The organism is Bradyrhizobium sp. 187, from assembly GCF_023101005.1.
Classification (GTDB): domain Bacteria; phylum Pseudomonadota; class Alphaproteobacteria; order Rhizobiales; family Xanthobacteraceae; genus Bradyrhizobium; species Bradyrhizobium canariense_D.
The window spans coordinates 4,598,548-4,624,632 of record NZ_CP064693.1 but is presented as its reverse complement, the minus strand read 5'-3'; the positions used below and the strand labels follow the sequence as shown (position 1 = coordinate 4,624,632).

The window sequence follows — 26,085 nt, the reverse complement described above, 5'->3', positions numbered from 1 at the left end:
GCGCCCGGTCTTCCCTGCGCCCTCTTTCATTCGAGGGTGAGGCGACCAAGCAAAGCTCGGGCGAACAAGCCGCGAGAGGGCGAAGGTGTGTCTGCGAACGGGAATGCGAATGGAAGCGCGACCCTGCCACCCACAGACTCCGTCATTGCGAGCACAGACTCCGTCATTGCGAGCACAGCGAAGCAATCCAGGCTGACGCCGCGGAAAGACTCTGGATGGCTTCGCTGTGCTCGCAATGACGATGCTGAAGCAGTTGCGCGCCAAAACTTCTGTCTCGTGCCCCGGACGCAGCGCAGCAGCGTGAGAAAGCTGCAGCGCCTCCGGGACGCGAGAGTGCGTGAACTAAACCGGCTTCCCCGTATACGGCATCGACGCCGTCAGTCCGCCGTCCACCGGGAAGGCCTGGCCATTGACGTACGACGCCTCGTCGCTGGCCAAGAACAGTCCCATCGCGGCGAGCTCGTGCGGCTGGCCGGGGCGCTTGAGCGGATTGAGCTGGCCGATCTTGTCGGCGGTGCCGCGCTCCTTGGCGCGGTCGAAGATCGGCTTGGTCATGCCGGTCTCGATCAGGCCCGGGCACACCGCGTTGATGCGCACACCGGTGCCGGTGAGCGAATAGGCGGTGGTCTGCACCAGGGAGATGACGCCGGCCTTGCTCGCGGCATAGGGATGTCCGCTGGCGCCGGCCTTGAGGCCCGCGACGGACGCGGTGAGCACGATCGCGCCGGACTGCTGCTTCACCATGTGCGGCATCGCATGCTTCACCGCGAGAAACGGCCCGATCAGGTTGATGCGCAAGACTTCCTGCCATTGCTCGACGGTCTGCTCGCCGAGCGGAACGAGTCCGCCGGAGACGCCGGCATTGGCCCAGATCACGTCGAGCCGGCCGTGCGTCTTCACCGCCTTGTCGATCACGGCCATGACGTCCTTTTCGGAGCCCGCATCCGCCATCATGGCTTCCGCGACACCGCCGGCCTTCTTCACCTCGTCGACCGTCTCCTTCACCGCCTCGCTGCGATCGACCGCGATTAGCTTGGCGCCTTCCCTGGTGAACAGCAGCGCGGCCGCGCGGCCGATGCCGCTGCCGGCACCGGTGATGATGACGGATTTGCCTTGCAGACGGCCCATGCGGTTTCTCCCTTTGGTTCGCGCGCGACGCTTGCCGCGCGACGGAATTTCAAACAAGATTTCAAACGGTAAAGTGTCTTGAGACACGTTCGCTACTGACGTACAGCGACATCAGACGGGATGGAAGGGTTTCGATGGCAGGTGCAGACAAGCCCAAAGTGGTCACGACACGCTGGTGGTGGGTCCGTCACGCGCCCGTGCGCAATGACGGTGGCAACATCTACGGTCAGTCCGATCTCGCCTGCGACACCAGCGATACCTACGTCTTCAATGCTGTTGCCAAGGTGCTGCCACGCAAGGCGGTCTGGTATTCGAGCAATCTGATGCGCACCCATCAGACCGCCGAAGCGATCTGGGCGGCCGGATTCCCGAGGCCTGCATCGATGAAATGGGAGGCGGACCTCGCCGAACAAAACCTCGGCCGTTGGCAGGGCATGAACCGCGCCGAGTTCATCGCCAGCCGTCCCGTCGGCTCGAGCTGGTTTGCCGACATCAACGAGCCTGCACCCGGCGGCGAAAGCTTCATGGACCTCTACAACCGCACCCGCCGCACCATCGAGCGGATCAACAATGAGGCCGCCGGGCAGGACGTGATCGCGGTCGCACATGGCGGCACCATCAAGGCAGCGCTGGGGCTGGCGCTCGACAATCAGCCGGAGCGAGGGCTCGCGTTCGATATCGACAATTGCTCTGTGACGCGGCTCGACTATTTCGCAAGCCCCGAACGCAATGTCTGGCGGCTGCCGATGGTGAACCAGCAGCCGTGGATCGCGGACGATGCGCATGCGGCGATGCATCAACCCGCGGGACCGGAAGTCAAGAAGCTCGCCTGAGCAATTGCCCGGTCGCGCGGACGCGGCGTAAGCTTCAAGCAATCAAAACGTACTCTGGGAGAGAAACATGACCTTGTTCGACATGAAGGGGAAAGTCGCCGTCATCACTGGTTCGACGCGCGGCATTGGGCTTGCGATCGCCGAGCGCATGGCCGAGCACGGCGCCAAGGTGGTGATCTCCTCGCGCAAGGCCGACGTTTGCGACCAGGTCGCCAAGAGGATCAACGACAAGTTCGGCAAGGGCACGGCGGTGGCGATCGCCGCCAACATCTCGTCGAAGGAAAATCTGCAGAACCTCATCGACGAGAGCAACCGCGCCTTCGGCAAGATCGACGTGCTGGTCTGCAACGCCGCGTCGAACCCGTATTACGGCCCGCTCGCCGGCATCTCGGACGATCAGTTCAGGAAGATCCTGGACAACAACATCGTCGCCAACAACTGGCTGATCTCGATGGTGGTGCCGCAGATGATCGAGCGCAAGGATGGCTCGATCATCATCGTCTCCTCGATCGGCGGCCTGAAAGGCTCGACCATCCTCGGCGCCTACGCGATCTCGAAAGCCGCCGACATGCAGCTCGCGCGCAATTTGGCCTGCGAATATGGCCCGCACAATATCCGCGTGAACTGCATCGCGCCCGGCCTGATCAAGACCGATTTCGCGAAAGCGTTGTGGGACAATCCGGAGAACCTGAAAGCCTCGACTGCGCGTTCGCCGCTGCTGCGCATCGGCATCCCCGACGAGATCGCGGGCGCCGCGGTGTTCCTGGGCTCGAAGGCCGGCGACTTCATGACCGGCCAGACCATGGTGATCGACGGCGGCGCGACGATCAGTTGAGGCCCCAATAGGTGTCATCGCCCGTGAAGGCGGGCGATCCAGTACTCCGCGGCCTTCGTTGGAGAGCTCGCTCTCGCCACATCCGCCCCGGAGTACTGGATGCCCCGGTCAAGCCGGGGCATGACAGCGAAAATGTGATGCAGCGCCGCGCATAGCGGCGCCGCCTCAATCCACCGCCGCGTACACCAGATCCCGCACCAGCGTACGCGTATGATCGCGCTGCCCCGGGCCCTGGCTCATGAACACGACGAACAGATCCTCCTTCGGATCGATCCAGAAGAACGTCCCCGCGATGCCGCTCCAGAAAAACTGGCCGACGCTGCCGGGGAAGGGCGCGATGCTGGCTTCACGCCGCACCGCGAACCCGAGGCCGAAACCATGGCCAGGCGACAGCAGCGTGCCGTTGGTCACGACGTTCGGGCCGAGATGATCGGAGGCCATCAGCTCCAGCGTCTTGCGGCCGATGATCCTGTTGCCGTCGAGCGTGCCGCCATTGCGCAGCATCAGCGCGAAGCGGGCATAGTCCATCGTGGTGGAGACGAGGCCGCCGCCGCCGGACTCCATGATGGGCTGCTCGAGCATGTTGAACAGCGCGACCTTGTCGCCGGTCCAGGGATCGGCCGCGAATGGCTCGGCGAGCCTGTTGGCATTGACCTCCGCTGTCGCAAAGCCGGTCTCGGCCATCTGCAAGGGCGTGAGAATGCGCTCGGTGAGGTACGTGCCGAGCGACTTGCCGCTGACGACCTCGATGATGCGCCCGAGGATGTCGGTGGAGCGGCTGTAGTTGAACTCGTCGCCGGGGTGACAGACCAGCGGGAAGCTCGCGACCAGGGCGGCGTGCTCGGCATTGGTGATCTTGCGGCTGCGCACCCGCGAGTCCTGATAGATCTTGTGCACGGGGCCGTCGCCCTGGTGCTCGTAGGTCAGGCCGGAGGTGTGGCGGAGCAGGTCCTGCACCGTCATCGGGCGCTTCGGCGGAACCAGTTCCAGCTTGCCGCCGCTGACCACGCCGACCTTCTGGTTGGCGAACTCCGGGATGAATTTCGCGACGGGGTCGGCAAGGAGCAGGTGGCCGTCCTCGACCAGCGTCATGACGCCGACCGACACGATCGGCTTGGTCATCGAGAAAATGCGGAAGATCGAATCATGCGCCATCGGCGCCGCGCCCGTCGGGCTCTGTTTCCCGAGCGCCTCAAACCATCCGACCTGACCGTGCCGTGCCACCAGCACGGTGACGCCCGGCACGGTTCCCTTGTCGATCTCGCGCTTGAAGGCGTCCGACATGGTCTCGAGGCGAGGGCGCGACAGCCCGAGCGTCTCGGGGCGGGATTCCGGCAGAGGCGGGGTCTTCGCGGCGATCGAGGGGCGAGGGGCGGCTGTCGCGGACGCTTGGGCAGTCATGGGTACTCCCGGTGCTTATTATTGTTCGGAGCGGACTGTGGCCCAGAAGGCGCGGCACAAACAAGCGAAGCCAGCGCGCTTCACCCTTGCAATCCGGCCTTGCAATCCGGCCGCCCCTTGTGCTTCAAAGCGGCCTGATCCGCGCGGCAACGCAGGGTCCGTAGGAGTGTAGCTCAATTGGTAGAGCACCGGTCTCCAAAACCGGGGGTCGCAGGTTCGAGCCCTGCCACTCCTGCCAACCAATCAAACACTTAACTGGGATGTGGGCGATTAGCCGTCGGCTGGATATTGCTGGATGGCGCAGCCCTAGGCGATGATCTGCCGTTTCCAGATCGCCTCCGAAGGGCGATGTCGGCCACGGAATCTGCGCCGGAAGCCACGGCGTCCTCTGCTCCACGATATCGGCGACGAATGCCTCGGCCTGACGCCGAAACGCCCAACCTTGCCGCGAGACAATTCCGTGGGTTGTCCTTGCTGATGGAGAACGACCTCCGCCTCCTGCTCGGCAAAAGGCGGTGGCAATTCGATGGTCAGCGCGCCCAGCTCGAACGCGTTGCTCAGCCCCTCGCGCCAGACGCCTTTGGATCCATTCGCGAGCTGCAGCGCGCAGGCGACGCCGTCGAGTCGAGTGTCACGGTCGCCGCGCCCGAGCTCTCGATGTTGCTTTCGGCGACTGCCGGCGGCGATCCGAGCACGTAGCGCGCGAGGTTGATGATATGGCTGAACACGTGTCGTAGCCGGCTCGCATCGTGCCCGGCAGTTCGGCGGCGGAATTGAAATTCCCGAACGTCGGCAAGACGTCCTGACGTTCGTATTAGTTGAAGAGCTTGTCCTCAGCCATGCCGCGACCCTGCGGCCGACTGGAGGCGGCTATTTCGCCGAGGGCGGAAAGTTCGTTGTGCCGTTGCCGAGCATTTCGACGATCGATCGGGCCGACTGACCTTGAGGGGGTCGCCAAAAGGGGCTGCAGGTGAGGGGGCCCCGGTGGTCTCGTTCTGCGAGGAACCGGCTGAGGCGCTGGGACTGCGCTTTGCAGGCGGCAGATAAGCCCTTGATCGGCCTGATCTCTGGTCGTTCGCCCGCGGAGGTCGTTTTGGGCGCGCGGGCCCTCTCTATCTTGACCTTTGGTCCCATCCGAAGTAGATACCGCGCACTCGCAGCCGGCCCGTTAGACGCGGATTTCCGGCGCGGCTTTGAATCCCCGAACAATCGAGCCCGATTTCCGGCTCATCCTTCGACAGAGGGCTGGGCCAACGGCGGCTGTTCGGATCCCTGAAATTCATTCGCGTCTGTCGACGGACGTTGGACATCAAACGATGGCAGTCAGCCCGTTCAAGTTCTTGCAGGAAGTCCGCTCGGAGACCGCCAAGGTCACCTGGCCGACCCGCCGCGAGACCACGATCACCACCATCATGGTGTTCGTCATGGTCGCCGTGGCCTCGATCTTCTTCTTCGCCGCCGACCAGATCATCCGCGTCCTCATCACCTTCCTTCTGGGCATTCACTGATGGCAACAGCAACGGCTCAATTGTCTGACAAGCGCTGGTACATCGTCCACGCCTATTCGAACTTCGAGAAGAAGGTCGCCGAATCGATCCGCGAGCAGGCCAAGCAGCGCGGGCTCGAGGAGCTGTTCGAGCTGGTGCTGGTTCCGACCGAGAGGGTCACGGAAGTGCGCCGCGGCCGCAAGATCGACGCCGAGCGCAAGTTCTTCCCGGGCTACGTGCTGGTGAAGATGAAGCTGACCGACGAGGCGTTTCATCTGATCAAGAACACGCCGAAGGTGACCGGCTTCCTCGGCGCGGAAAACAAGCCGATGCCGATCTCGGAAGCCGAGGCCATGCGCATTCTGCACCAGGTGCAGGAGGGCGTGGAACGGCCGAAGGCGTCGGTGTCGTTCGAGATCGGCGAGAACGTGCGCGTGGCCGATGGCCCGTTTGCCTCGTTCTCGGGTGTGGTCGAGGAAATCGACGAGGCGCGCTCGCGCGTGAAGGTCGCGGTGTCGATCTTCGGCCGCGCCACGCCGGTCGAACTGGAATTCGGTCAGGTCGAGAAGGTCTGATCGGGTAGGCGTGAGGCTTCGGTCTCGCGTAACAAGAGGCCGTGGGAGGGAGAGGGCGGTCGCCAGCCGCCTCCGACCCAGACCACGAACCTGAAACCGCCGGCCCAGGCCGGCCCAACAGGAGTGATACATGGCAAAGAAAGTGACCGGATACCTGAAGCTTCAGGTCCCGGCCGGTGCGGCGAATCCTTCGCCCCCGATCGGTCCCGCGCTCGGTCAGCGCGGTCTCAACATCATGGAGTTCTGCAAGGCGTTCAACGCCCAGACCCAGAAGGAAGAGAAAAACACCCCGATTCCCGTCGTGATTACGATCTACGCCGATCGTTCCTTCACGTTCGAGATGAAGACGCCGCCGATGTCCTTCTTCCTCAAGCAGGCTGCCAAGATCCAGTCCGGCTCCAAGGCGCCGGGCCGTGACAAGGCGGGTGCGGTGACCAAAGCGCAGGTGCGCGAGATCGCCGAGAAGAAGATGAAGGATCTCAATTGCGATTCCATCGAAGCGGCCATGAAGATGGTCGAGGGCTCTGCCCGCTCGATGGGTCTGGAAGTGGCAGGGTAAGCGGTCATGGCAATCGGAAAACGTTTGAACAAAGCCCGCGAAGGTATTGATCGCGAAAAGCTTTACCCGCTCGCAGACGCCATCAAGATGGTCAAGGAACGCGCGAAAGCGAAGTTCGACGAGACCATCGAGGTCGCGATCAATCTCGGCGTCGATCCGCGTCACGCCGACCAGATGGTCCGCGGCGTTGTGACCCTGCCGAACGGCACCGGCCGTACGCTCCGCGTCGGCGTGTTCGCCCGCGGCGCCAAGGCCGACGAGGCCAAGGCTGCCGGAGCCGACGTCGTCGGCGCCGAGGACCTGGTCGAGAAGGTGCAGAACGGCACGATCGATTTCGATCGTTGTATTGCGACCCCCGACATGATGCCGCTGGTCGGTCGTCTCGGTAAGGTGCTGGGCCCGCGCGGCCTGATGCCGAACCCGAAGATCGGCACCGTGACCATGGACGTCACCGGCGCCGTGAAGGGCGCCAAGGGCGGCTCGGTCGAGTTCCGCGTCGAGAAGGCCGGCATCCTGCAGGCTGGCGTCGGCAAGGCCTCGTTCACCGAGGAAAAACTGGTCGAAAACATCAAGGCCTTGGCTGACGCTGTCTCCAAGGCCAAGCCGGCCGGTTCCAAGGGCACCTACATCCAGCGCGTTGCGGTGTCCTCGTCGATGGGCCCCGGCGTGAAGGTCGAGCCGGGCACCATTCTCGGCTAAGGTTTGCAAATGACATGAGGCGAGGGGCGGAATTGGGCAACCGATTCCGCCCCTCGTCGTTTGTGACGGCGTTCACCGGAAACAAGAACAATGACTGACAAGGTCCTGATCTACTCGCGCTTTCCCAAGACGATGATGGCGCGCTTCGCCGAGCGGTTCGAGCTGCTCGACACCGGCGGCAAGCCGGCGCGGGAGATGTTTTCGGCCGACGCGCTCGGCGATATCCGTGCAGTGCTCACCGCCGGCGGAACGCCGCTGGGCGCGGAGGCGATGGACCTGTTTCCCAAGCTCGGTGCCATCGTCTGCTACGGCACCGGCTATGACGGTGTTGACCTGAAGGCCGCTGCTGCCCGCAATATTGCGGTCGGACATAGCCCGGGTGCCAATGCGGCCTCCGTCGCCGACATCGCGATGACCCTGATGCTCGCGGCGACGCGGCGAATCCTGGTGGCCGACCAGTACGTCCGAAGCGGCGATTGGGCCGCGTCAAAGCCCTCGCCGATGATGCGCCCGCAGGCCGGGATGCCGGGCCGCCGCATCGGGGTCTACGGCATGGGCGAGATCGGCCGCAAGATCGCAGCGCGCTGCGCGTCCTTCGAGAGCGAGATCGGCTATTTCAGCCGCAGCAGGTACGATCTGCCCTATCAATATTTCCCGACCTTGGAGGCGCTGGCCGACTGGTGCAGCGTGCTGATGATCGCGGTCCGGGCAGGAGCCGAGACCCAGCATGCCGTCAGCGCCGATATCCTCAAGCGCCTCGGGGCGGACGGCTATGTCGTCAACATCTCCCGCGGCTCGGTGATCGATGAGAAAGCCCTGGTGCTGGCGCTCACCCAGAAGACCATCGCTGGAGCCGGTCTCGATGTCTATGACAAGGAACCGCACGCTCCTGACGCGCTGACGGCACTGCCCAACGTCGTGTTCTCCCCCCATATTGGCGGCCACACCCTGGAATCGCACGTCGCCATGCAGAACTGCGTGCTGGCGAACCTGACCGCGTTTTTCGAGGGCAAGAAGTTGCCTTACGCGGTCAAATGAGCGGAAACCGGCCCTTTTCGGCCATGGTTAAGCGCGAGCGGCAACGGATTGGAACTGGTGTGAATTTTGCTCTTGGCAAGCAGGCCCCGAGCGGTTAAAGAACCGCTTCCGGACGTGCCGGCCTCGGCTGGCGCGTTCGTGCACGCATTCCGAAAACAAGCGATGGAGATCATTCCTTTTCAGGGCGTCCGTGAGGATTTGCTGGAAAGGGAGGGAAAACCGTCGGGTGTGGGGTGCGGGCAGAGGTCGGGCGGTTCGCCGGCTGACCTTGTCCTGTCCAAGACTGCAGGCGCCCGCGGGGAATTCCGATTTCTCAACGGCTTAATCGCATGGCCTGCATAGACGGGTGAAGACCGGATTTCACTTCGTGGCCACCTTAGGGTCGGTTGCGGAATGGGTTTGGTTCGGACCTCGACACGCCGTGGGCTCTAACGGGCTCTCGGAGGGCAGGCTTTGAATTGTCGTCTTGCCCGGCGTGTCCGATGGGTTTGGCCCTGAGGTTCAGGTTTGGGCGGGACGATGGGTGCAACCCGGCGGTCCCGCTTTCGCGATGACCGCCAACCGGAAAGAGCTTGCTGTGGAACGAGCGGCAAAAAAGGAAGCGGTCGAACAGCTCAATGGGGTCTTCAAGACCACGAGCGTCGCGGTCGTTGCCCAATATTCCGGCCTGACCGTTGCCCAGATGCAGAAGCTGCGCTCGCAGATGAAGCAGGCTGGCGCCTCGGTGAAGGTCTCGAAGAACCGTCTCGCCAAAATTGCTCTTGAAGGCACTGACGTCGTTGCCATCGGCCCCATGCTGAAGGGACCGACCGTGATCGCCACTTCGGACGATCCGGTAGCGGCGCCAAAGGTCGCCGTCGAATTCGCCAAGGCGAACGAAAAGTTCGTCATCATTGGCGGCTCGATGGGAACGACCGTCCTGAATGTCGACGGCGTGAAGGCACTTGCCTCGCTGCCGTCGCTTGACGAACTGCGCGCCAAGATCGTCGGCCTGCTTGTGGCCCCGGCGACCAAGATCGCTCAGCTCGCCAACGCGCCCGCGGGCAAGCTCGCGCGTGTCATTCAGGCTTATGCCTCAAAGAGCGAAGCGGCCTGACGCCCTTCGCAAAACTCAAACCCGAACCAGACTTACATTCAAGGAAACTGAACAATGGCTGACCTGCAGAAGATCGTTGACGACCTCTCGAGCCTCACCGTGCTCGAAGCTGCCGAACTCGCGAAGCTCCTCGAAGAGAAGTGGGGCGTTTCGGCTGCCGCGGCTGTCGCCGTGGCCGGCCCGGCTGGTGGTGGCGCTGCCGCCGCTCCGGCCGAAGAGAAAACCGAGTTCACGGTCGTTCTTGCCGCTGCCGGCGACAAGAAGATCGAGGTCATCAAGGAAGTCCGCGCCATCACCGGCCTGGGCCTGAAGGAAGCAAAGGACCTCGTCGAGGGCGCGCCGAAGCCTGTCAAGGAAGGCGTGAACAAGGACGAAGCCGAGAAGCTCAAGGCCCAGCTCGAGAAGGCTGGCGCGAAGGTCGAGCTCAAGTAAGCAGCGCTTACTGACACGAGATCCCGGTGAGCATCATCGCAACCGGGGTCTCGGTCCGCTCCCTGAAAGGGCGGGCCAGATGCAAAAGGCGTGCGACGGAACGACCCGACGCAGGCCGAACACGAAAAAGTGTGGGGATTTGAGGGTTTGTCCCTCGAATCTGCACTAATGTCGCCCCATATCGGGTCGGCAGCACGAAAGCGCGGTGGGCAGGGATGCCGCATTCCCTGTAAGCCGTTGGGAGAGCAAGCTATTTCGGGCTTTTGCAGTCCGTGAAGAGGTTGGTTGTGACGGGCGGGCGCGCTCCTGCGCCCCGCGCGTCGTTTTGCGTTTTGAAGGTCTGAAGAACAGATTCAGGACATTCCTACCTGAAACTGAGTCTCCGGCCCCCAAGACGGGTTCGAAAAATTCAACCCGGGGAGCGGCGGTCGCCGCGTTCCGGAGGGCGCGCCCAAATCGGGCGACGAAAATGAGAGGCCACGATGGCGCAGCAGACATTCACCGGTCGCAAACGCGTTCGCAAGTTCTTCGGACACATCAAGGAAGTCGCCGAGATGCCGAACCTCATCGAGGTTCAGAAGGCGTCCTATGACCAGTTCCTGATGGTCGACGAGCCCCAGGGCGGTCGATCGGACGAGGGCTTGCAGGCGGTGTTCCGCTCGGTGTTCCCGATCTCCGACTTCTCGGGCACCTCGATGCTGGAATTCGTCCGCTACGAGTTCGAGCCGCCGAAATACGACGTCGACGAGTGCCGCCAGCGCGGCATGACCTTCGCGGCCCCCCTCAAGGTGACGCTACGCCTCATCGTGTTCGATATCGACGAGGAAACCGGCGCGAAGTCGGTCAAGGACATCAAGGAGCAGGACGTCTACATGGGCGACATCCCGCTCATGACGATGAACGGCACCTTCATCGTCAACGGCACCGAGCGCGTCATCGTCTCGCAGATGCACCGTTCGCCGGGCGTGTTCTTCGACCACGACAAGGGCAAGACCCATTCGTCGGGCAAGCTGCTGTTCGCCGCTCGCGTGATCCCATATCGCGGCTCCTGGCTCGACATCGAGTTCGACGCCAAGGACATCGTCTATGCGCGTATCGACCGTCGCCGCAAGCTTCCGGTGACGTCGCTGATGTTCGCGCTTGGTCTCGACGGCGAGGCGATCCTCAGCACCTTCTACAAGAAGATCCAGTACAAGCGGATCAAGGAAGGCTGGCGCGTTCCGTTCGACGCCAATCGTTTCCGCGGCTACTCGACCATCAACGACCTGATCGACGCCGATACCGGCAAGGTCGTGCTCGAAGCCGGCAAGAAGCTCACCGTGCGCGGTGCGCGTCAGATGCAGGAGAAGGGGCTGAAGGCGCTGCGCCTCTCGGATGCTGAGCTCGTCGGCAACTACATCGCCGAGGACCTCGTCAATCCCAAGACCGGCGAGATCCACGCGGAAGCCGGTGAAGAGATCACCGACAAGTCGATCAAGGTTCTCAACGAGCACGGCTACAAGGAGCTGCCGCTGCTCGACATCGACCACGTCAATGTCGGCGCCTACATCCGCAACACCCTCGCGGCCGACAAGAACATGACGCGCGAGGACGCGCTGTTCGACATCTACCGCGTGATGCGTCCCGGCGAGCCGCCGACGCTGGATTCGGCGCAGGCAATGTTCCAGTCACTGTTCTTCGACGCCGAGCGCTACGACCTCTCGGCGGTCGGTCGCGTCAAGATGAACATGCGCCTCGACCTCGATGCGCCCGACACCCAACGCACGCTCCGCAAGGAAGACATCCTCTCCGTCATCAAGACGCTGGTGGATTTGCGCGACGGCAAGGGCGAGATCGACGACATCGACCATCTCGGCAATCGCCGTGTGCGTTCGGTCGGCGAGCTCATGGAGAACCAGTACCGCATCGGCTTGCTCCGCATGGAGCGCGCGATCAAGGAGCGCATGTCTTCGGTCGACATCGACACGGTCATGCCGCAGGACCTGATCAACGCCAAGCCGGCGGCCGCCGCCGTGCGCGAGTTCTTCGGCTCCTCGCAGCTCTCGCAGTTCATGGACCAGACCAACCCGCTGTCGGAGATCACCCACAAGCGCCGCCTGTCGGCACTTGGACCGGGCGGTCTGACCCGCGAGCGCGCCGGCTTCGAGGTCCGCGACGTGCATCCGACGCATTACGGCCGCATCTGCCCGATCGAGACGCCGGAAGGTCCGAACATCGGCCTGATCAACTCGCTCGCGACCTTCGCGCGCGTGAACAAGTACGGCTTCGTCGAGACGCCTTACCGCAAGGTCAAGGACGGCCGCGTCACCGACGAGGTCGTGTACCTCTCGGCGATGGAAGAGGGCCGCTACACGGTCGCGCAGGCCAACGTGCCGCTCGATCCGAAGGGCCGCTTCACCGAAGATCTCGTGGTCTGCCGTCACGCCGGCGAAGTCTTGCCGGTCACCCCGGACAAGGTCGACTACATGGACGTGTCGCCGAAGCAGCTCGTTTCGGTCGCGGCCGCGCTGATCCCGTTCCTCGAGAACGACGACGCCAACCGCGCGCTGATGGGCTCGAACATGCAGCGCCAGGCGGTGCCGCTGGTTCGCGCCGAAGCGCCGTTCGTCGGCACCGGCATGGAAGGCGTGGTTGCGCGTGACTCGGGTGCTGCGATCGCGGCGCGCCGTTCGGGCGTGATCGACCAGATCGACGCCACCCGCGTCGTGATCCGCGCCACGGAAGATCTCGATCCGACCAAGTCGGGCGTCGATATCTACCGGCTGATGAAGTACCAGCGCTCCAACCAGTCGACCTGCATCAACCAGCGTCCGCTGGTGAAGGTCGGCGACATTGTCAAGAAGGGCGACATCATCGCCGACGGTCCGTCGACCGATCTCGGCGAGCTCGCGCTCGGCCGGAACGTGCTCGTCGCGTTCATGCCGTGGAACGGCTACAACTTCGAAGACTCGATCCTGCTCTCCGAGCGGATCGTGAAGGAAGACGTGTTTACCTCAATTCATATCGAAGAATTCGAGGTAATGGCCCGCGACACCAAGCTCGGACCCGAGGAAATCACCCGCGACATTCCGAACGTCTCGGAAGAAGCGCTGAAGAACCTCGACGAAGCCGGCATCGTGTACATCGGCGCGGAAGTACGCGCCGGTGACATCCTGGTCGGCAAGATCACGCCGAAGGGCGAAAGCCCGATGACGCCGGAAGAAAAGCTCCTGCGCGCCATCTTCGGCGAGAAGGCTTCCGACGTCCGCGACACCTCGCTGCGCGTTCCTCCGGGCGTGCAGGGCACCATCGTCGAAGTGCGCGTGTTCAACCGGCACGGCGTCGACAAGGACGAGCGTGCGCTGGCGATCGAGCGGGAAGAGATCGAGCGTCTGGCCAAGGACCGCGACGACGAGCAGGCGATCCTGGACCGCAACGTCTACAACCGTCTTGCCGAGCTGCTCGAAGGACGGCAGGGCATCGCCGGTCCGAAGGGCTTCAAGAAGGACACCAAGATCACCCGTGCGGTGCTCGAGGAGTACCCGAAGTCGCAGTGGTGGCTGTTCGCTTCGCCGAACGACAAGCTGATGGCCGAGATCGAGGCCATGCGGAAGCAGTACGACGAGTCGAAGAAGGGGCTGGAACAGCGCTTCCTCGACAAGGTCGAAAAGCTTCAGCGCGGTGACGAATTGCCGCCCGGCGTGATGAAGATGGTCAAGGTCTTCGTCGCGGTGAAGCGCAAGATCCAGCCCGGCGACAAGATGGCCGGCCGCCACGGCAACAAGGGCGTGGTGTCGAAGATCGTGCCGATCGAGGACATGCCGTTCCTCGAAGACGGTACGCATGCCGACATCGTGCTCAATCCGCTCGGCGTGCCATCGCGCATGAACGTCGGACAGATCCTCGAGACCCATCTCGGCTGGGCCTGTGCCGGCCTCGGCAAGCGTATCGGCCAGACGGTCGATGCCTATTTGTCGAAGCAGGACATCCGGCCGCTGAAGGAAACCTTGAAGAAGGTCTACGGCGAGGACGAGACGATCAAGTCGCTCAACGACAACGAGTTGATCGAGCTCGGCCACAATCTGAGCCGCGGCGTTCCGATCGCGACGCCGGTGTTCGACGGCGCCAAGGAAGCCGACATCGAGGAGATGCTGAAGCTTGCCGGTCTGGACGCTTCGGGCCAGTCGACCGTCTATGACGGCCGCACCGGCGACGCCTTCGACCGCAAGGTGACGGTGGGCTACATCTACATGCTCAAGCTGCACCATCTCGTCGACGACAAGATCCACGCGCGTTCGATCGGTCCGTACTCGCTCGTTACCCAGCAGCCGCTGGGCGGCAAGGCGCAGTTCGGCGGTCAGCGCTTCGGCGAAATGGAAGTGTGGGCGCTCGAGGCTTACGGCGCGGCGTACACGCTCCAGGAGATGCTGACCGTGAAGTCGGACGACGTCGCCGGCCGTACCAAGGTGTACGAGGCGATCGTGCGTGGCGACGACACCTTCGAGGCCGGTATTCCGGAATCGTTCAACGTGCTGGTCAAGGAAATGCGCTCGCTCGGCCTCAACGTCGATCTGCACAATTCCAAGGTCGGACCGGGGACGGCGGAAGCGGCCGAGTAATACGACCCTCATGCCCGGCCTGAATGGCCGGGCATCGGCGCCCAGTCCTGGAATCGCGAGGGCAGGGCGCCCCGCATAGTGATTTTCGAATTTGCTGCCGGAGGCGACCGGCACGCGAGGAGAAGACGATGAACCAAGAAATTATGAATCTCTTTAATCCGACGACGCCGGCTCAGGTCTTCGACCAGATCCGGATCTCGATCGCGAGCCCCGAGAAGATTCTGTCCTGGTCGTACGGCGAGATCAAGAAGCCGGAAACCATCAACTACCGTACCTTCAAGCCCGAGCGCGACGGCCTATTCTGCGCCCGCATCTTCGGGCCGATCAAGGACTACGAGTGCTTGTGCGGCAAGTACAAGCGCATGAAGTACAAGGGCATCATCTGCGAGAAGTGCTCGGTCGAGGTCACGCTGTCGCGCGTCCGGCGCGAGCGCATGGGCCATATCGAGCTCGCGGCCCCCGTCGCCCACATCTGGTTCCTGAAGTCGCTGCCCTCGCGCATCGGCCTCCTGCTCGACATGACGTTGAAGGATCTCGAGCGGATCCTCTATTTCGAATATTACGTCGTGCTCGAGCCGGGCCTCACCGCGCTGAAGGACCGTCAGCTCTTGTCGGAAGACGAGTATCTGAAGGCGCAGGACGAATACGGCCAGGATTCCTTTACCGCCATGATCGGCGCGGAAGCGATTCGCGAGCTGCTCAAGGGCATGGACCTCGAGAAGCTCGAGCTGACCTTGCGTGCGGAGATGCAGGAGACCGACTCCGACATCAAGCACAAGAAGCTCGCCAAGCGCCTGAAGATCGTGGAAGCGTTCCGCCACTCCGGCAACAAGCCGGAATGGATGATCATGACGGTGGTTCCGGTGATTCCGCCGGACCTGCGTCCGCTGGTGCCGCTGGATGGCGGCCGCTTCGCGACCTCGGACCTCAACGATCTCTACCGCCGCGTCATCAACCGCAACAACCGCCTGAAGCGGCTGATGGAGCTGCGCGCGCCGGACATCATCATCCGCAACGAGAAGCGCATGCTTCAGGAGGCTGTCGACGCGCTGTTCGACAACGGCCGCCGTGGCCGCGTCATCACCGGTGCCAACAAGCGTCCGCTGAAGTCGCTCGCCGACATGCTCAAGGGCAAGCAGGGCCGGTTCCGTCAGAACCTGCTCGGCAAGCGCGTCGACTATTCGGGCCGTTCGGTGATCGTGGTCGGTCCCGAGCTGCGCCTGCATCAGTGCGGTCTGCCGAAGAAGATGGCGCTCGAACTGTTCAAGCCGTTCATCTACTCGCGGCTTGACGCCAAGGGCCTGTCCACCACCGTGAAGCAGGCCAAGAAGCTGGTCGAGAAGGAGCGGCCCGAGGTCTGGGACATCCTGGACGAGGTCATCCGCGAGCATCCCGTGCTGCTCAACCGCGCACCGACGCTGCATCGCCTCGGCATCCAGGCGTTCGAGCCCGTGCTGATCGAGGGCAAGGCGATCCAGCTCCACCCGCTGGTCTGCGCCGCGTTCAACGCCGACTTCGACGGCGACCAGATGGCCGTGCACGTTCCGCTGTCGCTGGAAGCGCAGCTGGAAGCGCGCGTCCTGATGATGTCGACCAACAACATCCTGCATCCGGCGAACGGCCAGCCGATCATCGTGCCGTCGCAGGACATCGTGCTCGGTCTCTACTACGTCTCCATCATGCGCGAAGGCCTGCCCGGCGAGGGCAAGATCTTCGGCGAGATGGCGGAGCTCGAGCACGCGCTGCACGCGAAGGTCATCCACCTCCACACCAAGATCAAGTACCGGTGGGAAGGCATCGACGAGACCGGCAAGATCTCCAGGCGCTGGATCGAGACCACCGCCGGCCGCGTCATGCTGGGCAATTTGCTGCCGAAGAACCCGCGCGTTCCGTACGAGATCATCAACAAGCTGATGACCAAGCGCGAGATCTCCGGCGTCATCGACCAGGTCTACCGTCACTGCGGCCAGAAGGAGACGGTGATCTTCTGCGACCGCATCATGGCGCTCGGCTTCTACAACGCGTTCAAGGCCGGCATCTCGTTCGGCAAGGACGACATGGTCGTGCCGCACTCCAAGTGGAAGATCGTCGACGCTACCCGTACGCTGGCGAAGGATTTCGAGCAGCAGTACAACGACGGTCTGATTACCCATGGCGAGAAGTACAACAAGGTCGTCGACGCCTGGTCGAAGGCCACGGAAGAAATCGCCAAGGCGATGATGAAGGAGATCTCCTCGACCAAGAAGACGGCGAGTGGGGCGGATGCCGACATCAACTCGATCTACATGATGGCTCACTCCGGTGCCCGCGGTTCGCCGGCCCAGATGCGCCAGCTCGCCGGCATGCGCGGCCTGATGGCCAAGCCGTCGGGCGAGATCATCGAGACGCCGATCATCTCGAACTTCAAGGAAGGCCTCTCGGTGCTCGAGTACTTCAACTCGACCCACGGCGCCCGCAAGGGCCTCGCGGACACCGCGTTGAAGACCGCGAACTCCGGCTATCTGACCCGTCGTCTCGTCGACGTCGCGCAGGATTGCATCATCACGCAGGACGATTGCGGCACCAAGCTCGGCATCAAGATGCGCGCCATCGTCGATGCCGGCACCGTGGTCGCTTCGCTCGGCTCGCGCATCCTCGGACGCACGGCCTGCGAAGACGTGCGTGACAGCACGGGCAAGGTGATCTTCAAGCGCGGTACGCTGATGGAAGAGAGCCATCTGGATGCCATCCATCAGGGCGGCGTCCAGGAGGTGAAGATCCGCTCGGCGCTGACCTGCGAGCTCGTCAACGGCATCTGCGGCAAGTGCTACGGCCGCGATCTCGCTCGCGGCACGCCGGTCAACCACGGCGAAGCGGTCGGGGTCATCGCGGCCCAGTCGATCGGCGAGCCGGGCACCCAGCTCACCATGCGCACCTTCCACATCGGCGGTGCGGCGCAGCTGAACGAGCAATCTTTCGTCGAATCCAACTTCGACGGCAAGATCGTGATCAGGAACAAGGCCATCGCCCGCAATAGCGAAGGCCACCTGGTCGCGATGGTTCGCAACATGGTGATCGCGATCGTCGATGCCGACGGCACCGAGCGTGCGACGCACCGTATTCAGTACGGTTCGCGCCTGCACGTCGACGAGGGCGACATGGTCAAGCGTGGCCAGCGTATCGTGGAATGGGATCCCTACACCCGTCCGCTCCTCACCGAGGTCGAAGGTACTATCGGCTTCGAGGATCTGGTCGAGGGACAGTCGATCTCGGAAACGCTCGACGAGGCCACCGGTATTGCCAAGCGCGTGGTCATCGACTGGCGCTCGATGCGCGGCGGCGGGGACCTGCGTCCCGCCATCGTGATCAAGGGCAAGGACGGCAAGGTGCTCAAGCTCGCCCGTGGCGGCGATGCCCGCTACATGCTGTCGGTCGATGCCATTCTGTCGGTCGATGTCGGCGCCAAGGTCCAGGCGGGCGACATTCTCGCCCGTGTCTCGACCGAAAGCGCCAAGACGCGCGACATCACCGGCGGTCTGCCGCGGGTGGCGGAACTGTTCGAGGCTCGGCGTCCGAAGGATGCGGCGATCATCGCCGAAATCGCGGGCACCATCCGGTTTGGGCGCGACTATAAGAACAAGCGTCGCATCTCGATCGAGCCGATGGACAAGACCGAAGAGGCGCGCGAGTACCTGATCCCGAAGGGCAAGCACATCCACCTTCAGGACGGCGACGTCGTCGAAAAGGGCGACTTCATCGTGGAAGGCAATCCGGCGCCGCACGACATTTTGGCGGTCAAGGGCATCGAGGAACTCGCGGCCTATCTGGTCAACGAGATCCAGGAGGTCTATCGGCTCCAGGGCGTGCTCATCAACGATAAGCACATCGAGGTGATCGTCCGTCAGATGCTCCAGAAGGTGGAAGTCACCGACCAGGGCGACACGGACATGATCTCGGGCGAGCAGATCGACAAGATCGAGTTCGACCAGATCAACGCGAAGGCCAAGGAAGAGGGCAAGAAGATCGCCACGGGGACGCCGGTTCTGCTCGGCATCACCAAGGCGAGCCTTCAGACCCGCTCCTTCTTCTCGGCGGCCTCGTTCCAGGAGACCACCCGAGTCCTCACGGAAGCGGCGGTCAACGGCAAGGTCGATCCGCTCGAAGGCCTCAAGGAGAACGTCATCGTCGGCCGGCTGATTCCGGCAGGCACCGGCGCCTCCATGGCGAAGATCCGCGAAGTCGCTGTGAAGCGCGACAAGATGATCCTCGACGAGCGCGAGAAGCAGGCGGCGGTCGTGCCGCCGGCGCCGGAAGTGGAGCCGATGGCGCTGCCACCTGCGGAATGATCGTTCATCCGTAGGAATACCGAGGACACTGAAAAGGCCGGCGAAAGCCGGCCTTTTTGCTGCTTTGTTTCCCTGTTGCGGTGCAGGATCAACCTTTGTTCATCTTTCCTTCAGGCGCAAAAGCGCTTCTGCTAGGAGAGCTTAGACCGGTGGTCCCGTGAAGGGGGCGGGCCGGAGACCACGGAATTCTCATGCTTGATCTCGCAATCGTAGGCGGCGGCCCCGGCGGGCTGATGAGCGCTTGGTATCTGAAGCGCAAGCTTGGCGACCTCTGCCGCGTCACCATCTACGAGGCATCCGACCGGCTCGGCGGCAAGATCGTCACGCGCAAATTCGATTCCGCGCCCGCGATGTACGAGGCCGGCGTTGCCGAGATCTACGACTACTCGATGACCGGGCCGGATCCGTTGCGCGAGTTGATCCAGCATTTCGGCCTGCAGACCATTCCGATGGATGCCGAGCAGGTGCAGTTCGGCGGTGAGCTCCTCAACGACGTCGCGGGCATGCGCCGCAAATACGGTGCCAAGACCGCAGCCGCAATCGAGGCGTTCCGTAAGCGCTGCGCCGAGGCGATGACGCCGATCGAGTACTACGAGGGTGTCGGCGCGCACGACAACGAGAATCCCTGGGCCTACAAGACCGCCGAACAGGTGCTCGACGAGGAGGTCGAGGACGAGACCGCAAAGCGATTCTTCAAGGTGATGGCGCGCTCGGACCTCGCGACCGAGAGCCACAACACCAACGGGCTCAACGCGCTCAAGAACTACCTGATGGATGTCGACGGCTATATCGGCCTCTATTCCATCCAGAACGGCAACGAGCAGCTCATCGAGTGCCTCCAGTCGGAGGTCAATGCCGACATCCAGCTCAATCACCGAATCCTCACGGTCGGCAAGGCGCCGACCGGCCGCTATCAACTCAAGATGATGAACGGCAAGGGGCCGGAGACGCGCGACTTCGACCTTGTGCTGGTCTGTCTGCCGCATTCCTGGCTTGGGACCGTCGGCTGGGAAGGCGAACAGCTCCGCAAGTCGATGGTCAAGCACGTCGCGTACTTCGACCGTCCTGCGCACTATTTGCGTGTCTCGATCCTGTTCGACACGCCGTTCTGGGGCGACAAGATCGCCGGCGCCTGGTTCATGTCGGAAGCCTTTGGCGGTTGCTGCGTCTATAACGAGGGCGCCCGCCATGATGTGGGCAAGCACGGCGTGCTGAACTGGCTGATTCCGGGCTCCGATGCGCTGGCCTTTGCGAATCTCTCCGACCGGGAGCTGATCGATGCCGCGCTGAAATCGCTTCCGGCATCGCTCGGCGATGCACGCGCGCATTTCATGGAAGGCAAGATCCACCGCTGGCTGTCCTCGGTGAACGCGATTCCGGGCGGCTTGCCCGTGCGCGACGTCATGACCAACCACCGGCCCGAGCCGAAGGAACATCCCGGAATCGTGGTGGTCGGCGACTATCTGTTCGACTCGACGCTGAACGGCCTGCTCGATTCCTCGGACGCGGCGACCGACATCATCTTGACCGAGATGATGCGCTTGCGCCGCGAGCGTTCCCAGGACGACAAGCCGCTCTCGGACAAGATCGATCGTGCCTATTTTGACAATTATCGCGGCCAGGGCCCCTACAGCGAGGTGTGGCAACACTTCACGGATCCCGACTATCTCACAAAACTGATCGGCATCGTCTGGGGCAAGGCCAAAGGCACGAAGCTCTTGATCGCGGGCTCGGCCAGCGGCGAGCTTGTCGGCGCGCTACGTGATCGCGGCATCGATGCCTTCGGTATCGAGAACAACCGCACCATTCACGCCAGAACGCCGAAGGCGCTGAGGAAGTACAACAAGCTCGGTTCGATCACCGACATGCCGTTCAAGGATGGTGCGTTCGACTTCGTGTTCGAGACCAGCCTCTGCCATGTTTCCCCGAAGCAGGTGGTCCGTGCGATCAGGGAGCTGAACCGTGTGGTCAAGACCGGGCTCGTGTTCGGCTCGATCACCTCGGACATGGCGCCGGCACTGATCGACCGCTACGACCTTCTGCGCGGCGTCAAGAAGCTCGGCACCTGGTGGGAATGGTCCGAACTGTTCTTCGGCAACGGCTTCGAGCTGTCGATGCACCGCAAGGACTGCACGGACGCGCTCTGGGAGACGACGCTCGCCGCCAACAAGGGACCGGGCCAGTGGTACGCCGACGCCGATTCCTTGCGCTATTCCTTTTTCGACAAGGTCGAGGATGAGGAAGACGACTAGCCGCCTGAAGCGGGCGCCTTCGCCAATTGTTTTGCCGAATTCATCTTGATCGCATAGAATCGATGCAGTAGCGGTTGGCGCTATTTCCTGCTTTCTCTGCGGTCATGCCGGCCGTCAGCATCGGTTGGTTTCATGGCGTCCAAGCCCCTCCCGCCCGACAAACAGAAGCTCGCCGCGGAAGAGGCGGCCGAGCTCGACGACAAGCTTGTCCCTACCGCCAAGCCGGACCTTGAAGACGACGAGGACGATGAAGACGAGGAGGATGGCGGGCTGGAGCTCGATGACGACGATGAGGACGAGGACCTCGTCGTCTTTACCGCGCGCGAGGCCGCCGGCGCGCTCGCGACCATCCTGGGTTTCGTCAAACCCTTCCTGTTCAACTACAAGCAGATGCTGTCCTTCGTGGCGTTCGGCGTCTTCGTCGAGACGCTCTTCAACGTCATCATGCCGCTCAGCCTGAAGTACCTGATCGACGACGCGCTCGGCGAGGAGGATTTTCAGGCGCTGTACAAGATCCTCGGCGTGCTCGCGGTCGCGGGCATATTCACCTCGATCGTCGCGGTCTGGTACGAGCGCTGGGATGCGCGGCTCGCGGCGTGCATCATTTCCGACGTCCGCAAACGGCTGTTCGAGCACGTCCAGGACCTGCCGGCGGCCTATTTCGGCCGCACCAAGCGCGGCGAGATCCTGTCGCGCTTCTCAGTCGACCTCGCGGCCTTCGAGGGTTCGGTCAAGACCTTCGCCAACAGCGCGGCATTGCCGTTCCTGGAGCTGATCGCGGGCATCATCCTGATGGTGTTCCTGAACTGGCAGCTCGCGGCGGTTGCGCTGCTGGTGTTCCCGATCACGCTGATCGGTCCCCGCATGCTGACGCCGAAGGCTGTCCAGGCGAATTACGAGCAGAAGCTCAATGAATCTGCGCTGCTCGGCATGGTGCAGGAGAACGTGGCGGCGCAGGCCGTGATCAAGGCGTTCAGCCTGCAACGCCGGATGTTCGGCTTCTTCAAATTCCGCAACGACGAGACGCGAAACAGGATGGCCTCGGCGGCGTTCCTGTCGACCATGGTGGAGCGGACGGTCACCATCTCGGTGCTGCTCTTGCATCTCGTCGTGCTCGCGATCGGCGCATATCTGGCGACGAAGGGGCAGATTACCATCGGCACCTTCGTCACCTTCGAGAGTGCGTTCTGGGAGGTGTCCTACAACATCGCCCATGTGATGCATTTCATCCCCGTGTCGATCTCCGCGGCAGCCGCGATCCGTCATATGCAGGAGTTGCTCGACGAGCCCACGCGCAGCGCCGATCGTGCCGGCGCGCCCGATCTGCCCCGCATCACCAACGACATCACCTTCGACCACGTGACGTTCCAGTACGAAGGCAGCCAGACGCCAGTGCTGGACAATCTCAGCCTCAAGCTCAATGTCGGCAAGCGCATTGCCATCGTCGGTCCGTCCGGCTCCGGCAAGAGCACGCTGCTGAATCTGATCCTGCGGCTCTATGTGCCGGACGAGGGGCGCGTCACCATCGACGGCGTCGACGTCCGCAAGGTGACGCTGGACTCCCTGCGCCGGAGCATGGCGGTGGTGTTCCAGGAGAATATGCTGTTCAACATGTCGATCCGGGAGAACATTCGGCTCGGCAAGGAGGGCGCGACCGATGAGGAGGTGGAGGAGGCGGCCAAGAAAGCCGAGATCCACCGTTACATCATGAGCCTGCCGCAACGATACGACACGCCGGTGGGCGAGCGCGGCGATACCTTGTCGGGCGGCCAGCGCCAGCGCATCGCGATCGCGCGCGCGGTCATCCGTAATCCTTCCGTGCTGCTGCTCGACGAAGCCACTTCGGCGCTCGACCAGACCACGGAAGCTGCGATCAACCGCACGCTGCTGAAGGTCGCCAAGGGCCGCACCATGATCTGGTCAACCCACCGCCTGACCTCGGTGGTCGAGATGGACGAGATCATCGTGATTTCAGGGGGCAGGGCGATCGAGCGCGGCTCACATGCCGAGCTGCTCGCCAAGAACGGCACCTATCGCAAGCTGTGGAACGACCAGATCCACCAACCGCATGGCGCGCCGGCTCACGTCGACGAGGACAGCGACGAAGACGACGAGGATGAAGACGACCTCGACGAGGACGATGAGGAGGAGTGACCGAGGAAGTTCGGCTCCAGATCGAAGGCTGCTCCAAGCGGCCGCAATAGTCCCTGAACCGACCAGGCAATGAAGCGTGCCCAGCGCTGCGCCGTCCAATAAGGGCTTGTCGCAATGGAGACTGAGCGGAAATCGAAGGCCTTCGCGGCCGACCAATCGTCGCACTCCCGCTTGACCGGGTCTGCGTAGAAGGCGGCGATCTTGCTTGTATCCATCCCGTCGGAGGCCAGCCACTGCGGGATATAGACGTTGCAGAGCCGCTCGACGTCGGTGAAGACCTTGTCGCACCCGGTGCCGGCGGCCGGGCAGGAGGTCGAGAAGGCATCGCCCACCAGCACGAGACCCGGCTGGCCGCTGGCATCGTTCACATAGAGATCGACCGGACGGATTTTCAGCTCACTGGGAATGTCGAATGGTCCGGTGATGTGCTTGAGCCGTGGCAGCGCAGCGTTCAACGTCTCGGCCGGCGCGCGGCGCAGCTCACGCAGCCAGGGATCGTCGAAGCTGCGATAGACGAACAGATTGGCGCGCATCCGCGTCCCGATCGGAAAAAGCGTGAGGTAGGGGATGCGGTCGCTCGGCCGTTCCGAGAAATAGGTCAGCGCAGGGAAGTCGAACGAGTCCCGTCCCGCGGGCACCACGTCGAACCCGATCGAAATCGAATGGCAGGCACTGACGACTTTTCGGGCGATTCCCAGCTGGTGGCGCAGGCCGACATTGAGTCCGTTGGCGAGCACGACCAGCCGGGCGGAGACCATCGCGTCGTTGGAGAGAGTGACCTTCTGCCGCTCCGCACTCGTCTCGACCGAGACAGCCTTGGCGCAGATGCGCTCGACGCCGGCAGGAATTTCGTCGCGGACAGCGTTGACGAGGGAATCGTAGAGGATGTTGAACTGCCGGCTCGGCGCCTTGTCGAGAAGGCGGCCGAAGCGCGCGATCCAGTTCTCACCCACAAAGGTCGCGCGGTGCAACACCGATTCGGCGATTCCCGTCTGCAGGAATCGCCCAACCTGCACGTGACCGCTGAGTTTTTCGACCCGAAAGTCCGCCGAATAGCTCTCATGCGGATCGATCAGGATGGTCGAAATGCCGCTACGGCCGAGCATCGCGGCGGCGGTCGAGCCGGACAATCCCCCGCCGATAATGGCAATGTCGGTGTACCGCATGGCGCTAATCTCTGCCCAAGGCGGCACATTGGCGCTCCAACAGGAAAGAAAGCCTTAGCCAATGGTTATAAAAGTATATTTAACCCGGGTATAAATAGGTTTCGAGGTGGCGCGACGCGCTCTTCGTTTCCATCTCACGAAGGCGCAGCGAGCGGCCCAAGAAGCGATTTCGGCAGGTGCGGGAAGCGCTTCTGACTGACGTTTCGCCTTGACTTGACCGACTCCCACTTATAGAACCCCCTCACTTAACGACAGGCGGTGAGCATCGCCAACGTCGGAACGGGCCACCTGTTTGATCCCCTGGGATCACCAAGACAGGCACCAACCTCGACGAATGCCGCTCAAACGCTGTCGATCATAGCTAGGCAATGCCAGTGCGATTTTAGTTCTCTTGAGCATGTTCTCTCGAGATCGAATTCGGATGCATGACCTCGGTGCGCGGGCCGCAGCTTCAAGCTGACCGGTTCAACTACTGCGGTCCTCTGTGGCGTCGAAGCGCTTTCCGCCCGTTGACGGGTGGTTGGCGCGATTTCGCTTTGTGCGGATTGTTCCGCGGAAGGCGGCCTCGTCGGGCGGGTAGCTCGAAAGAATTTGCGGACCCGGTGACGGGCCGCGGCAGAACACAAAGGGTAATGCCAGGATGCCGACGATCAACCAGCTGATCGCTCAACCGCGGGAAGTGCAGAAGTCGCGCAAGAAGGTGCCGGCGCTGCAGCAGTCGCCGCAGAAGCGCGGTGTTTGCACACGCGTTTACACCACGACCCCGAAGAAGCCGAACTCGGCGCTTCGTAAGGTTGCCAAGGTGCGCCTGACCAACGGCTTCGAGGTGATCGGCTACATCCCCGGTGAGGGCCATAACCTCCAGGAGCACTCGGTGGTCATGATCCGCGGCGGTCGCGTCAAGGACTTGCCCGGCGTGCGCTACCACATCCTCCGCGGCGTTCTGGATACCCAGGGCGTCAAGAACCGTAAGCAGCGCCGTTCGAAGTACGGCGCCAAGCGTCCGAAGTAAGCGGGAACCAGGTCCATGTCTCGTCGCCATTCTGCCGAAAAGCGCGAAGTCCTTCCCGATCCGAAGTTCGGGAATATCATCGTCACGAAGTTCATGAATTCGGTAATGTACGCCGGAAAGAAGTCGGTCGCCGAAGGCATCGTCTACGGCGCGTTCGGCCTCATTGAAAGCAAGACAAAGCAGAACCCGCTCGGCGTGTTCGAGCAGGCGCTCGAGAACGTCATGCCGACGATTGAAGTGCGCTCCCGCCGCGTCGGTGGCGCGACCTATCAGGTTCCGGTCGAAGTTCGCTCGGTGCGCCGTCAGGCGCTGGGCATTCGCTGGCTGATCTCGGCTGCGCGCGATCGCAACGAGAAGACGATGACCGAGCGGCTCTCTGCGGAGCTCCTGGATGCGTCGAACAACCGGGGTAACGCCGTCAAGAAGCGCGAAGACGTGCACCGGATGGCGGAAGCCAACCGCGCCTTCTCGCACTATCGCTGGTAACGGCGACAC

At 62.9% G+C, this 26,085-nt stretch carries 19 protein-coding genes and 1 tRNA gene; 17 read left to right on the top strand and 3 right to left on the bottom strand.

The window, feature by feature from the left end:
• Positions 1 to 342: 342 nt before the first annotated feature.
• Complete coding sequence (locus tag IVB19_RS22310) at positions 343 to 1,128, bottom strand: SDR family NAD(P)-dependent oxidoreductase (RefSeq protein WP_018456438.1); 786 nt, start codon at positions 1,126 to 1,128, stop codon at positions 343 to 345.
• A 134-nt stretch (positions 1,129 to 1,262) separates the two neighbouring features.
• Here IVB19_RS22310 and IVB19_RS22305 point away from each other — a divergent pair, with 134 nt between their 5' ends.
• Both IVB19_RS22305 and IVB19_RS22300 read left to right on the top strand, forming a co-directional pair.
• On the top strand, positions 1,263 to 1,961 hold the full coding sequence (locus tag IVB19_RS22305; RefSeq protein WP_018456439.1) for a histidine phosphatase family protein: 699 nt from the start codon (positions 1,263 to 1,265) through the stop codon (positions 1,959 to 1,961).
• A 67-nt stretch (positions 1,962 to 2,028) separates the two neighbouring features.
• Entirely contained in the window at positions 2,029 to 2,796 is a 768-nt protein-coding gene (locus tag IVB19_RS22300) for an SDR family NAD(P)-dependent oxidoreductase (protein WP_018456440.1), read from the top strand.
• A 165-nt stretch (positions 2,797 to 2,961) separates the two neighbouring features.
• On the opposite strand, the gene IVB19_RS22295 is transcribed toward IVB19_RS22300, so the two are convergent.
• A complete protein-coding gene (locus IVB19_RS22295) occupies positions 2,962 to 4,197 on the bottom strand; it encodes a serine hydrolase domain-containing protein (protein ID WP_247819873.1) in 1,236 nt (411 codons plus the stop codon).
• A 162-nt stretch (positions 4,198 to 4,359) separates the two neighbouring features.
• Here IVB19_RS22295 and IVB19_RS22290 point away from each other — a divergent pair.
• The 13 genes from IVB19_RS22290 to IVB19_RS22230 all read left to right on the top strand — a co-directional run bounded on the left by IVB19_RS22290 (position 4,360) and on the right by IVB19_RS22230 (position 23,412).
• Positions 4,360 to 4,435: transfer RNA gene (locus IVB19_RS22290), tRNA-Trp, on the top strand.
• 233 nt (positions 4,436 to 4,668) lie between these two features.
• On the top strand, positions 4,669 to 4,896 hold the full coding sequence (locus tag IVB19_RS22285) for a hypothetical protein (protein ID WP_198293367.1): 228 nt from the start codon (positions 4,669 to 4,671) through the stop codon (positions 4,894 to 4,896).
• 617 nt (positions 4,897 to 5,513) lie between these two features.
• The gene (gene secE / locus IVB19_RS22280; protein WP_007602984.1) at positions 5,514 to 5,705 is read left to right on the top strand and encodes a preprotein translocase subunit SecE; all 192 of its coding nucleotides are present in this window, start codon (positions 5,514 to 5,516) and stop codon (positions 5,703 to 5,705) included.
• On the top strand, positions 5,705 to 6,259 hold the full coding sequence (gene nusG / locus IVB19_RS22275) for a transcription termination/antitermination protein NusG (RefSeq protein ID WP_247455506.1): 555 nt from the start codon (positions 5,705 to 5,707) through the stop codon (positions 6,257 to 6,259). Before secE ends, nusG begins: the two co-directional genes overlap by 1 nt.
• A gap of 130 nt (positions 6,260 to 6,389) precedes the next feature.
• Positions 6,390 to 6,818, top strand: coding sequence for a 50S ribosomal protein L11 (gene rplK / locus IVB19_RS22270; RefSeq protein WP_018456444.1), 429 nt, complete (start codon positions 6,390 to 6,392; stop codon positions 6,816 to 6,818).
• 6 nt (positions 6,819 to 6,824) lie between these two features.
• Positions 6,825 to 7,517: a 50S ribosomal protein L1 gene (rplA, locus tag IVB19_RS22265; RefSeq protein WP_007602988.1), complete on the top strand. Its 693-nt coding sequence runs from the start codon at positions 6,825 to 6,827 to the stop codon at positions 7,515 to 7,517.
• Positions 7,518 to 7,607: 90 nt separating this feature from the next.
• Positions 7,608 to 8,555, top strand: a complete 948-nt coding sequence (locus IVB19_RS22260; protein WP_018456445.1) for a 2-hydroxyacid dehydrogenase — start codon at positions 7,608 to 7,610, stop codon at positions 8,553 to 8,555.
• 577 nt (positions 8,556 to 9,132) lie between these two features.
• Entirely contained in the window at positions 9,133 to 9,651 is a 519-nt protein-coding gene (rplJ, locus tag IVB19_RS22255) for a 50S ribosomal protein L10 (RefSeq protein ID WP_026233178.1), read from the top strand.
• Positions 9,652 to 9,705: 54 nt separating this feature from the next.
• Positions 9,706 to 10,083 (top strand): 50S ribosomal protein L7/L12, encoded by a 378-nt coding sequence (gene rplL, locus IVB19_RS22250; RefSeq protein ID WP_007602994.1) that lies wholly within the window; start codon positions 9,706 to 9,708, stop codon positions 10,081 to 10,083.
• A gap of 482 nt (positions 10,084 to 10,565) precedes the next feature.
• Positions 10,566 to 14,681, top strand: coding sequence for a DNA-directed RNA polymerase subunit beta (rpoB, locus tag IVB19_RS22245; protein ID WP_018456447.1), 4,116 nt, complete (start codon positions 10,566 to 10,568; stop codon positions 14,679 to 14,681).
• 128 nt (positions 14,682 to 14,809) lie between these two features.
• Positions 14,810 to 19,006, top strand: a complete 4,197-nt coding sequence (rpoC, locus tag IVB19_RS22240; protein ID WP_026233179.1) for a DNA-directed RNA polymerase subunit beta' — start codon at positions 14,810 to 14,812, stop codon at positions 19,004 to 19,006.
• Positions 19,007 to 19,197: 191 nt separating this feature from the next.
• Complete coding sequence (locus tag IVB19_RS22235) at positions 19,198 to 21,258, top strand: FAD-dependent oxidoreductase (protein ID WP_018456449.1); 2,061 nt, start codon at positions 19,198 to 19,200, stop codon at positions 21,256 to 21,258.
• A gap of 132 nt (positions 21,259 to 21,390) precedes the next feature.
• Positions 21,391 to 23,412 (top strand): ABC transporter ATP-binding protein, encoded by a 2,022-nt coding sequence (locus IVB19_RS22230; RefSeq protein WP_018456450.1) that lies wholly within the window; start codon positions 21,391 to 21,393, stop codon positions 23,410 to 23,412.
• Here the strand turns inward: IVB19_RS22230 and IVB19_RS22225 are convergent.
• Positions 23,340 to 24,578, bottom strand: a complete 1,239-nt coding sequence (locus tag IVB19_RS22225) for an FAD-dependent oxidoreductase (RefSeq protein ID WP_085351283.1) — start codon at positions 24,576 to 24,578, stop codon at positions 23,340 to 23,342. The genes IVB19_RS22230 and IVB19_RS22225 overlap by 73 nt on opposite strands.
• A gap of 640 nt (positions 24,579 to 25,218) precedes the next feature.
• On the opposite strand from IVB19_RS22225, the gene rpsL reads away from it, so the two are divergent.
• Together rpsL and rpsG are read left to right on the top strand one after the other, a co-directional pair.
• The gene (gene rpsL, locus IVB19_RS22220) at positions 25,219 to 25,590 is read left to right on the top strand and encodes a 30S ribosomal protein S12 (RefSeq protein WP_007603006.1); all 372 of its coding nucleotides are present in this window, start codon (positions 25,219 to 25,221) and stop codon (positions 25,588 to 25,590) included.
• A gap of 15 nt (positions 25,591 to 25,605) precedes the next feature.
• Positions 25,606 to 26,076, top strand: a complete 471-nt coding sequence (gene rpsG / locus IVB19_RS22215; protein WP_007603009.1) for a 30S ribosomal protein S7 — start codon at positions 25,606 to 25,608, stop codon at positions 26,074 to 26,076.
• Positions 26,077 to 26,085 lie beyond the last annotated feature (9 nt).